This is a genomic window from Pseudoalteromonas sp. MMG024, assembly GCF_021654175.1.
Taxonomy (GTDB): domain Bacteria; phylum Pseudomonadota; class Gammaproteobacteria; order Enterobacterales; family Alteromonadaceae; genus Pseudoalteromonas.
In genome coordinates this window covers 56219-67091 of sequence record NZ_JAKFZO010000022.1, presented here as the reverse complement: position 1 = coordinate 67091, position 10873 = coordinate 56219, and the positions used below count along the sequence as shown (strand labels likewise).

Here is a 10873-nt window from a genome sequence, read left to right as displayed (position 1 = left end):
ATTTGAACTATCAAAAAGATAGGGCGAACGCCCATGTGCATCTTCACCGCTGTGGGCACTTGAACATCTTCAAGCTCCTAATTAAGTGAAAAGCCCGCTCATTGAGCGGGCTTTTTGCGTTTTAGGCATTAAAAGACTTTAGAATTAAGAACCCAGAGTTCAGAATATTGCTGAATCCTGAATCCTGAATCCTGAATCCTGAATCCTGAATCCTGAATCCTGAATCCTGAATCCTGAATCCTGAATCCTGAATCCTGAATCCTGAATCCTGAATCCTGAATCTTAAGCTATTTCGACTTCTTCTTGCGGTGAAAAAATCACTGTTGGGTCGATAATAATGCTGTGCTTATTATTCATCTTTATCAGACCTTTCATCATATAGCGGGTTTGTGGGTCGATATCAAAACCAATCGAAGTTAATTGTTCTAGTGGTTTAATATCGTCTTTATTAATCGTTAGAGGTGCAGGCCTTTAAGGCTTAACGTTTATTATTCTTTGGGCAAGAAAAAAGCTGGAGGAGAAAACCAGCTTTTTGCAGATCAGACAATGGAAAGATGAAAATCAGTATACGCTAAACAGTATAGTAATATTTTCTGTATTTTGTATAGTTATTTTGCTGTTTTTTTAATCTGATTTAAGCTGGCTAACTAATTGTTGAGTGTTAAACTGGACAACATAGAACTATGTGATTATAAAATTGACTGCCTAGTTACATTAAATAAGTCCTGCTAAAAAAGGGAAGCAAATGACAAAAATAATAAAATGGCTTTCATTATTCTTCATTATTGGTGCATTAGTCGCCACTGCAACTGTTTATGGCATACTCACTTTGAGCTTACCGGAGCTATCTGGTAAAACGCAGGTTTTTGATATATCAAGTAACACTTCTCTAGAGCGTGACGCTATGGGCCACGCTGTGGTCAATGCTAAATCACGAAAAGATGCTGCGTTTACATTAGGCTATGCGCATGGACAAGATCGCTTCTTTCAAATGGACTTACTGCGTCGCAACGCTGCTGGTGAACTTTCGGAATTATTTGGCAAAGCAGCGGTAGGCTTGGATAAAAAAATGCGTTTTCATCAATTTAGAAAGCGAAGTAAAAAAGTTCTTAAAAGTCTACCACCAGAGCATACGGAAATTCTTAAACGTTATGCGCAAGGTGTTAATTTAGCGCAAAGCCATACACCTTACTCAAGCTTTGAATACTTACTCACAGGTGCAAGCCGCAAACCATGGCTACCTGAAGACAGTTTGCTTGTAATTTTCAGTATGTACATTGACTTACAGTCAAAAACCTTTAATCGCGACTTAACACTTACATATATTGCTGAGCAGTTTGGTAGCGAAATGGTTAGCTTCTTAACCCAACCAAGTCAATATCAAGCTGCGCTTGATGGCTCAGAGCTTGAATTGGTTGAGCAGGTAATTCCATCGATAAATAAATCACTCTTTACTAACGTTACTCATGAAATTCATGAACCTAAAGACATGGGCAGTAATAACTGGGCTGTTACTGGTAGGTTAACTGAATCTGGCAATGCATTATTAGCAGATGACATGCATTTAGGGTTAGCCGTGCCGATTATTTGGTATCGCACCCAGCTTAACTACATTGAAAATGATAAGAGCTATCAAATAACAGGGGTTAGCTTACCTGGAGCTCCAGCTGTTGTTGTTGGGACTAATGGCCATGTCGCTTGGGGTTTTACAAATGCATATATCGATACCGCTGATTGGGTTTCATTGGATGAAACACAAGAGACGAAGACAATTCATGAGCGTATCGTCACGCCAGATAAAGATTATATGTATTCACTTGAGAAAAGTGAGTTTGGTCCGGTAAAACATATAGCTGGCAAGAAATATGCGCTGAAATGGGTTGCTCATCAAGATTACGCAGTCGACATGGAGTTAATGAACTTAGAGCGTACAACCAATGTTGAAGAGGCATTATCGATTGCAAAAACGATCGGTATACCTGTACAGAACATGTTAGTCACCGATAGCCAGGGTAATGCAGCATGGCAAGCAACCGGTGCTATTCCTGCACGCACAACGCCGACTGAAATAGCAATTAAGCCTGAAGTATTTGATACCAATTGGCAATACGATGCAGCAGATGTTCCATTCATGGTAAATCCAGAGAATAATCGTTTATGGAGTGGAAATAGCAGAGTAGTGAGTGTTGAACAGGACAAACGCTTTGGCAACGGAGGGTACGCTTTAGGCGCTCGTGCTAAACAAATACAGCAGCGTTTATTCGAAAAGGAACAATTTAGTGAACACGACTTTTATCAAATTCAACTTGATAACCAAGCGATATTTTTAAAACCATGGCAAGCGCTATTGCTTAAGGTGCTCAACTTATCGCCTGAAAAGTATGCACAAGATATCAAGTTAGTTGAAAATTGGGGTGAATGTGCATGTGCAGATTCTGTAGGCTACACTTTGGTTAGGCGGTATCGTTCGGCATTGATAAATAAACTGTTCTCTCCAATTGAAACGCAATTAAGAGCAGAAGGGCTAACATTAGCACCAATTAAGAACGATCTCGAACCTGCAGCATGGCAATTAATAAATAGTTTTACCGATCAATGGTTGCCGCCAAGTGTAGCTTCATGGCCAGAATTATTAAGCACGACATATATCAATATGAAAAGCGATTTGCTCAATAAGCATACTGGAAGCGACAGCGGATCTTTAACTCAATTAACATGGGGAGCTGTAAACGAACTTAATATACAGCACCCGTTTAGTGAACAGATCCCACTGTTAAGTAAGTTGCTTGATATGCCTAAAACACCAGCATTTGGCGACAGTTTTATGCCAGCTGTACAAGGGACTAGTTTTGGCGCATCACAGCGCTTATTTGTGCAACCAGGGTTAGAGCAAGAAGCGATTTTAACTCTGCCTGGTGGCCAAAGCGGCCATCCTTTATCACCTTATTATCGGGCAGGTTACAATGACTATGTTGAACAAAAGAATACGCCTTTGTTACCAGGTGAAATAGTGCACCGCATCGACTTTGAGAAAAGGTGAACGTAAAAAAGGGCATCATATGATGCCCTTTTAACAATCGCTTCTGCTACAAAGCAATAGTTCTTGGGAATTAATGTGATGTCACTTTAATGCGCTCAAGTAAATCTTTCGATTTGTATTCTTCCGTCAATGCGAAATCTAACTGAACTAGGTATTGTTTGTTAGTGTTACCGGTAGGCTTATAACGCCACTTTCTCAATGCTTTTTTGGCTTCTCTGTCAAACACGCCCTGTGGCTCTGCTGAGATAACCGTTACATTGTCAGTCTCACCGTTATTGGTCACCGTAAAACCTAATACAATCGAGCCTTCAATCCCCTGATCTGCGGCCTGTTTAGGATATACAGGTTCAATGCGTACAATAGGTTGTGCTTCTTCTTTGCTGTATTCTTTAGTGCCTTCGCCGTATTTAGCAAAGGCTACACTAGTGAGTCCTGCAAATAGTACTAAGCTAAGTAATACATTTACAATAACATTGCCTTTTGGCATTTTTTGAATTGTGTTTAAACGTTGTTTCATCGTACTTTTCTCCATGTAGTAACTGTAACTAGAAAGCGAGTTATGGTTGTCAGAAACACATGCAATTAAAGCGCGACAATATGCTATTCGCTGTGTTCTGTTTGCGTGAGCTAATACCGCAGCATCACAGGCAACTTCTTGTTGTTTTCTGTATTGGCTATAACTGATCCAGCAAAGAGGGTTAAACCAAAATATAAGTAGTAATGCGATGGCAAATGCATTGCTCCAGTTGTCTTGGCGCGTGTAGTGAACCCATTCATGTTGATATATGAGCTTTGCTTGCTCGGTATCGTAGCTTGCATGAAAGTCACGGGGGATAAAAAGGCGCTGTTTGAATAAGCCAAAAAGCACAGGACTATTCACAGAATCGCTATAGTAAACTGGTAAATGGCTGTTTATTTTATGGCTAAACTGCTTATTTTTATTAAACTTCTTACCAATTGAAACGTGTTCGTAGATGACAAGAAAAGCCATTAAGCTAAACCCAAGTAGCCAAATCATACTAACAAAGCCATAAATATCTAATGATTTAGATTGCGCTTTTACTGACACTACATAGTGATGCAACTCAGTTTCTAACGATAAACTATTAGAAATAGGTAAGTTATTTAAGATGAGCACAAGTGGAACTAATAGCCACAAGGTATATTGAAACTTAGCGCTTAAAAAACTGTGGAGTAACTTACTACACAGCAATACGCAGACAATGGCTAAGCTTAACGGCCAAAGCTGCTCTATTAGCCAATCAATCATTATTCTTTTCCCATTTATCGATTAAATGCTTTAGCTCATCGATATCTTGCTTACTTAAGTTTTTATTTTTGGCAAAGCCTGTAACCAATGGCGCAATGCGGCCATTGAATAAACGCTCAATCAGGCTTTCACTTTCTTGTACTTGATATGCTTCAATTTCCAACACCGGAGAATAAATATAGCTGCGACCATTTTTTTCAAAACTAATTGCACCTTTTTTTACCATTCTGCCAAGCAGGGTTTTGACCGTTTTTTCGTGCCAGTCTTTTTCTTTATTTAGTTCATCAACAACCGTTTGCGCGTCGGCTGGGTGAACTCGCCATAATGCTTGCAGCACTTCAAATTCAGAATTACTAATATCCATAAAGATTACGCGTGTAATTAAAACTAACATAAGAATTACAGTTGTAATCAATTTCGTCAAGAATTATTTTTGCTGTTTTTTTAAACCATAAGTTGCTAAAACTCGTGGTAGCATAAAAACAAAAAGGCCTTGTTATGAATAAATTAACGTTACCACTGCTGCTGTCACTGGGTTGTCTAAGCTTGCCAGTTGTTGCCTCAAACGTAGAGTTTAAGCTTGAAAAGCTGTCAGATAATTTACATGTGTTATACGGGCAAGGTGGCAATATTGCAATTAGTAGCGGGCAGGATGGTATTTATATTGTAGACGATCAGTTTGCTAAATTAAGCGATGATATTAAGGCGCAAATTAAAAAGTTACAAGATGGAGCGCCAGAGTTCGTTATTAATACTCACCATCACGGCGATCATACTGGCGGTAATGAGAATTTTGCTAATGCGGGAAGCCATGTAATTGCGCATCACAATGTATACCAGCGCTTAAAAGACAAACATGGTGAAGGCTCAAAATACTTACCCGTGATTAGCTTTGGTAAAGATATGACACTGCACTTTAACAACGAACACGCGCAGCTATGGCATTATCACAATGCACATACCGATGGCGATGCGGTTATTTTCTATGACAAAGCCAACGCAGTACACATGGGGGATATCTTCTTTAATTTAAAAAGTCTACCGTTTGTTGATGTAGATAGTGGGGGCTCGTTAGACGGTGTTATCAATGCGGTAACTGATGTGCTTTCAAAAGTGAATGATAATACTAAAATTATTCCCGGCCATGGTCCGGTAACCTCTAAGCAAGGTTTGCAGTCTTACTTAGCGCTGTTAAAAAATGCTAAACAGCTAATGCTAAGTGCTATGGCGGATAGCAAAAGTCTAGAGCAAGTTTTGGCACTCAAACCACTTGCTAGTTTAAATCTCACTTATTCCAATTGGTTGCCCGAAGAACGCGTTACAAAGCTATTTTATTCGAGCCTGAAAAATGAAGCTAAAAGCGATTAAATTTAGTTAAATTGATTTATTTACCTTTTAAAAGTGTCTAACTCCGTTTGGCATGGCGTTAGACCTAAAATCATTTATTTGCCCAATTAAGGTAATTATTTGTTACTGTTTGTGTCACTTAATACATTGGAGTAACAAGTATGTTGAATGATAAAAATGATTTACCAGATTTAACAATGGCGGTACCAAAGAAAAAAGGACCAATCGTAGGTGCGATTGTTGGTGTTGTCGGTTTATCACTGATTTATTCAGCGATGTACACGGTTGATGAAGGTCACGTTGGTATTATCAAACGTTTTGGTGAAGCAAAAGAACAAGTAAACCCAGGTCTACACACTAAAATACCGTTTGTTGATGATGTTGAAGTACTGGAGATCCGTACTCGCAAAAATGTTGAAAAATTAAATGCATCAACACACGAGCAAATGCCAGTAACAGCTGAAGTATCAATCAACTGGACGGTAATGCGCGAACAAGCATTTGATCTATTCAAAAGTTACGGTGGTTTAAGTCAGTTTGAGAGTCGAATTCTCGATCCAAAGCTGCGTTCTGCGACAAAAGATGCACTAGCTCGATATAAAGCAGAAGAGCTAATTCAGAACCGTTCGCAGGTAATTGCACAGATTGAAGAGCTTTTAGTTGAAGAAATGAAAGAATATCCAGTAAAACTAGACTCGGCTCAGTTAGAGAATTTAGTGTTACCACAAAAGTATATTCAATCAATTGAAACTAAACAGACTGAGAAAAACCTAGCGGCAGCAGAAATGCACCGTTTAGAGCGCCAAAAGCTTGAAGCTCAGCGTGAAGTAAATACGGCAATGGCGCAACGTGATGCGGCAAAAGCAAAAGCCGATGGTCAAGCATATTCGATTCGCGTAGAAGCAGAAGCACAAGCTGAGGCAATAAAGCTTAAAGGTCTTGCAGAAGCGCAAGCTATTCAAAAGAAAGCTGAAGCAATTAAAGCAAATGCGACACTTGTTGATTATATGCGTGCACAGCAGTGGAACGGTCAAATGCCAACAACCGTAATGGGTGCAGATCAAAGCATTTTATGGTCAATGGATGGTAAAAAGAAATAATAAATAGGAGGGTGTATGGCGAATTGGTCTTGCCCTAAGTGTCAGTGCGAAAGCTATGACACAGATGAAATAGCTACAACGGGTAGTGGCTGGTCAAAAATCTTTGATATGCAAAATAGGAAGTTTACCGCGGTAGTATGTAAAAACTGTACTTACACTGAGTTTTACCGAGGAAAGACAAGTACCTTAGGCAATATTTTTGATTTATTCACTAACTAGTTTTAAATAAAAAAACGCTGCAATTGCAGCGTTTTTTGTTTTGTTTTTATGGCATTACAGCTCTTATTCTACCAAGGTAAAACGTTTAAACACTTTTCCGTCGCGTTCTATTTCTTCTACAAACATTTCAATTGGTCTTACCCATAACGCTTGCTCGCCATAGAGTGGTTTATACAATACAAGCGTTTCTTGTGTTTCGCTATGAGTAACAGTGTCAATGACTTGGTAAAAGTTACCTTTAAAGTGCTGATATTTTCCTGGTTGTATTTTCATTATAAAAAGCTTGAAACCTCAGTAATGTCTTTTTTAACTAGCGCATGCTCAGGAACAGTTGCGTTTTCGGCTGGGTACCCTGCAATAATTAGCATATAGGGTCGCTCATTATCTTTATTTCTGCCACAAATATCGGTTAAAAAACTCATGGGTTTTGGGGTATGGGTGAGTGTAACTAAACCGCTATGGTGCAAAGCCTGAATTAGAAACCCAGTGGCAATACCCACACTTTCATGCACATAGTAATTGGTGTTCTTATCTTCAGCATGAATACCGCCTTTCTTCTGGCTAAATATGGCAATTAGCCAAGGAGCATGTTCTAAATAAGGTTTTTGGTCGTCAGTGCCAAGAGGTTTTAGTGCATCGAGCCATTCTTCACCCGCACGCCCTTGATAGAACGAACGTTCTAAATCTTCGGCAGCTTCTCTTATTTTCTTTTTAACATCCATGCTATTGATGGCTACAAAATGCCATGGTTGATGATTTGCACCACTTGGTGCGGTTGCGGCAACTTTTATACAGGTTTCAATTATTTCTTTTGGTACAGGTTTATCAGAAAACGAACGAATAGAATGGCGACGTTTACTGGTATCTAAAAAGGTTTGTGCCCGATGTAACATCTCTTCTTGAGGGTATTCGATAAAGTCTGTGAGTGGTACTGATTGATGATCTTGCATAATTTTTCCCTTTTTATTTTTGTTATATCCTTGGTATCACTTAGGTGCAAATATTTTAAGTGTTATTGGTGGTCAATGTGAAAAATAGTTAACCATCAATTTGTTTTTACAGATACTTACAGTCACATTAGCTTACATTCGCTATAGTAAAAAATCTTATAAATCATGGAAACGACTATGAGAACGATGCTGCTTTTAATAATACTTTGTTTGCTTTCTGCTTGTGTGGTGTTTCCTGTTACAGATAAAGAAGCAACCCGTGTTGCAAAATTGCGCTGTGAGCTTTCTAGTGACAAGAAAGCACTAAAAGTGGTTGATGTTGCGAAAGCAACTAATACTTTTTACAGCGTGTCTGGGTTTGTACTGTCTCCCATAATCATTCCGGTATCTGGTTTGTTATCGGGTTCTTATACGTTAGTAAATAATATCTACTTTTATGGCGAGCAAAAAATTAAGTGTGATGATGCTAGTGAAAGTCATTAATTAGCAGATTAAAATCGATCACTTTATGATGTTCTTAAAAATCGATTACAGTAATCAAATTAATCTGTTTTATCTTTTTAACTGAATTTCTTAATCTATATATCAAGCCAATCGGAAAGCATTAATTAATTTTTTCGATGACTAATTACATTATAGAGAGAGAAATATTATGAGCACATCGTTAATCAATACAACTATCCAACCTTTCAACGCAATGGCATACCACAATGGTGAGTTTGTTGAAGTTTCTGAAAAAGACGTTTTAGGCAAATGGGCTGTTGTATTCTTCTACCCAGCCGACTTTACCTTTGTTTGCCCAACCGAACTTGGCGACTTAGCGGATCACTACAGCAAGTTACAAGAAATGGGTGTTGAAGTGTACTCAGTATCAACTGACACACACTTTACACATAAAGCGTGGCACGATACGTCAGACACAATTAAGAAAATCCAGTTCCCAATGATCGGTGACCCAACTGGCCGTATTACACGCAACTTCGGTGTAATGATTGAAGAAGACGGCTTAGCACTACGCGGCACATTTGTTATTAACCCTGAAGGTGAGATTAAAGTGATTGAAACTCACGATTTAGGTATTGGCCGTGATGCTGGCGAACTTGTTCGTAAAATCCAAGCAGCACAGTATGTCGCATCACATGACGGTGAAGTGTGTCCTGCCAAATGGCAGCCAGGTGATGAAACACTTGCTCCTTCATTAGACCTAGTTGGCAAAATCTAACACCTCTTACCTTGCTGCCTGTTAGAGCAGGCAGCAATTTGGTTTACCGATTAATGTCATTTAAGGAATGATCATCATGAACAGTATTTTAGATAACAATCTCAAAACACAATTACAGAGCCATTTTAGCAGTATTGTCGACCCTGTAGAGCTGGTCATTGCCTTAGATGACAGTGATAAATCACAGGAAGTAAAAGCCTTAGCACATGATCTTTTAGGGTTAAGTGAGCACTTTTTAATTCGTGAAGACGATTCAATTGTACGCAAACCAATGCTTTCAATTCGTTCACCGAAAAGAGGCACCGAAATTAATTTTGCAGGTGTGCCAATGGGCCACGAATTTACAAGCTTAATTTTGGCACTGTTGCATACAGGGGGCGTTGCTACAAAAGCAAGTGAGCTGGAAGTTGAACAAATTAAGGGTTTGCAAAGTACACTTAATTTCGAAGTGTATATTTCACTGAGTTGCCAAACATGCCCAGGAGTCGTGCAAGCGCTTAATACAATTGCGGCTTTAAATTCGAATGTTACGGTTACAATGATCGATGGTGCACTGTTCCAAGGTGAAGTGTCTGAGCGCAACATTTTGGCCGTACCAAGCGTGTATTTAAATGGTGAGCTATTTAGCCAAGGTGCACTTACACTCAGTGACATTATCAATAAGCTAGATGATGGCGCAGCAGAAAAAACAGCCGAGCTACTGTCACAAAAAGATGAATTTGATGTACTTGTAGTCGGTGGCGGGCCTGCAGGTGCTTCAGCAGCAATTTACGCGGCGCGTAAAGGTTTAAAAACGGGTATTGTGGCTGAGCGCTTTGGTGGCCAAGTGGCAGATACTGTTGGCATTGAAAACTTTATTTCGGTGCAAAAAACAGAAGGGCCTAAGCTGGTGGCACAGCTTGAAGAGCATGTTAAAGACTATGATGTTGATATTATTACGCAACAAAAAGCCGTTACCTTAGGTAAGTCTGGCAACGTAGAAGTCGCACTGGAAAGCGGTGCAACACTGTCGAGTAAAAGTGTGATTTTGTCAACAGGAGCACGCTGGCGTGAAATGAATGTACCGGGCGAACAAGAATATCGTGGTAAAGGTGTTGCTTACTGCCCGCACTGTGATGGTCCGTTATTTAAAGGCAAAAAAGTGGCAGTGATTGGTGGTGGTAACTCAGGCATCGAGGCCGCGATCGATTTAGCTAATATTGTTGAGCATGTTACCGTATTGGAGTTTGCTGATACGTTACGTGCGGATGAAGTGTTGATCAAAAAGGCCAACAGCCTAGGTAATATTGAAATTATTAAAAGTGCACAAACCACTGAAGTTATCGGTGACGGTACACGAGTAACTGGCCTAAATTATACTGATCGTGTCTCTGGTGACGCGAATAGCCTTTCCCTTGCCGGTATTTTTGTGCAAATAGGCTTAATTCCAAATACTGAGTTTTTAAAAGGCAGTATCGAATTAACTCCTTTTGGCGAGATTGTTATTGATGACAAAGGCGCTACATCAATGCCAGGTGTATATGCTGCTGGTGATGCGACAACCACACCATTTAAACAAATTATTATTGCAATGGGCAGTGGTGCAACAGCAAGTTTAGGCGCATTTGATTATTTAATTCGCCATGCTGATGGCACACAGCAAGTTGCATAGGTTTATCCCTTATACATAATACGCCCACTATTATGTGCAAAGCCGCTGATCATTTAGATTGGCGGCTTTTTTGT

11 protein-coding genes and 1 pseudogene are annotated in these 10873 nt (G+C 39.5%); 7 read left to right on the top strand and 5 right to left on the bottom strand.

Annotated features, from left to right (window positions below):
* Positions 1 to 282 precede the first annotated feature (282 nt).
* Positions 283 to 447: pseudogene (locus L1068_RS18035) on the bottom strand (chemotaxis protein); the annotation flags it as partial.
* 298 nt (positions 448 to 745) lie between these two features.
* Here L1068_RS18035 and L1068_RS18030 point away from each other — a divergent pair.
* A complete protein-coding gene (locus tag L1068_RS18030) occupies positions 746 to 3040 on the top strand; it encodes a penicillin acylase family protein (RefSeq protein WP_237131329.1) in 2295 nt (764 codons plus the stop codon).
* Between the two features lie 70 nt (positions 3041 to 3110).
* Here the strand turns inward: L1068_RS18030 and L1068_RS18025 are convergent, their stop codons facing one another.
* Positions 3111 to 4310 carry a TonB family protein gene (locus L1068_RS18025; RefSeq protein ID WP_237131328.1) on the bottom strand — a complete coding sequence of 400 codons (1200 nt, stop codon included), beginning with the start codon at positions 4308 to 4310 and terminating at the stop codon, positions 3111 to 3113.
* Entirely contained in the window at positions 4303 to 4704 is a 402-nt protein-coding gene (locus L1068_RS18020; RefSeq protein WP_010562245.1) for a BlaI/MecI/CopY family transcriptional regulator, read from the bottom strand. Before L1068_RS18020 ends, L1068_RS18025 begins: the two co-directional genes overlap by 8 nt.
* Before the next feature lie 104 nt (positions 4705 to 4808).
* Here L1068_RS18020 and L1068_RS18015 point away from each other — a divergent pair, with 104 nt between their 5' ends.
* The 3 genes from L1068_RS18015 to L1068_RS18005 all read left to right on the top strand — a co-directional run bounded on the left by L1068_RS18015 (position 4809) and on the right by L1068_RS18005 (position 6976).
* Entirely contained in the window at positions 4809 to 5678 is an 870-nt protein-coding gene (locus L1068_RS18015) for an MBL fold metallo-hydrolase (RefSeq protein WP_237131327.1), read from the top strand.
* Between the two features lie 140 nt (positions 5679 to 5818).
* On the top strand, positions 5819 to 6757 hold the full coding sequence (locus L1068_RS18010; protein ID WP_237131326.1) for an SPFH domain-containing protein: 939 nt from the start codon (positions 5819 to 5821) through the stop codon (positions 6755 to 6757).
* A gap of 15 nt (positions 6758 to 6772) precedes the next feature.
* Positions 6773 to 6976 (top strand): zinc ribbon domain-containing protein, encoded by a 204-nt coding sequence (locus L1068_RS18005; RefSeq protein ID WP_010562248.1) that lies wholly within the window; start codon positions 6773 to 6775, stop codon positions 6974 to 6976.
* A gap of 63 nt (positions 6977 to 7039) precedes the next feature.
* On the opposite strand, the gene L1068_RS18000 is transcribed toward L1068_RS18005, so the two are convergent.
* Positions 7040 to 7249, bottom strand: coding sequence for a DUF1653 domain-containing protein (locus tag L1068_RS18000; protein ID WP_010562249.1), 210 nt, complete (start codon positions 7247 to 7249; stop codon positions 7040 to 7042).
* On the bottom strand, positions 7249 to 7926 hold the full coding sequence (locus L1068_RS17995) for a nitroreductase family protein (protein ID WP_237131325.1): 678 nt from the start codon (positions 7924 to 7926) through the stop codon (positions 7249 to 7251). Before L1068_RS17995 ends, L1068_RS18000 begins: the two co-directional genes overlap by 1 nt.
* A gap of 177 nt (positions 7927 to 8103) precedes the next feature.
* Here L1068_RS17995 and L1068_RS17990 point away from each other — a divergent pair, with 177 nt between their 5' ends.
* The 3 genes from L1068_RS17990 to ahpF all read left to right on the top strand — a co-directional run bounded on the left by L1068_RS17990 (position 8104) and on the right by ahpF (position 10799).
* On the top strand, positions 8104 to 8409 hold the full coding sequence (locus tag L1068_RS17990) for a hypothetical protein (RefSeq protein WP_237131324.1): 306 nt from the start codon (positions 8104 to 8106) through the stop codon (positions 8407 to 8409).
* Between the two features lie 169 nt (positions 8410 to 8578).
* On the top strand, positions 8579 to 9148 hold the full coding sequence (gene ahpC / locus L1068_RS17985) for an alkyl hydroperoxide reductase subunit C (RefSeq protein ID WP_038638889.1): 570 nt from the start codon (positions 8579 to 8581) through the stop codon (positions 9146 to 9148).
* 85 nt (positions 9149 to 9233) lie between these two features.
* Positions 9234 to 10799, top strand: coding sequence for an alkyl hydroperoxide reductase subunit F (gene ahpF / locus L1068_RS17980; RefSeq protein WP_237131330.1), 1566 nt, complete (start codon positions 9234 to 9236; stop codon positions 10797 to 10799).
* The last annotated feature ends 74 nt before the right edge of the window (positions 10800 to 10873 follow it).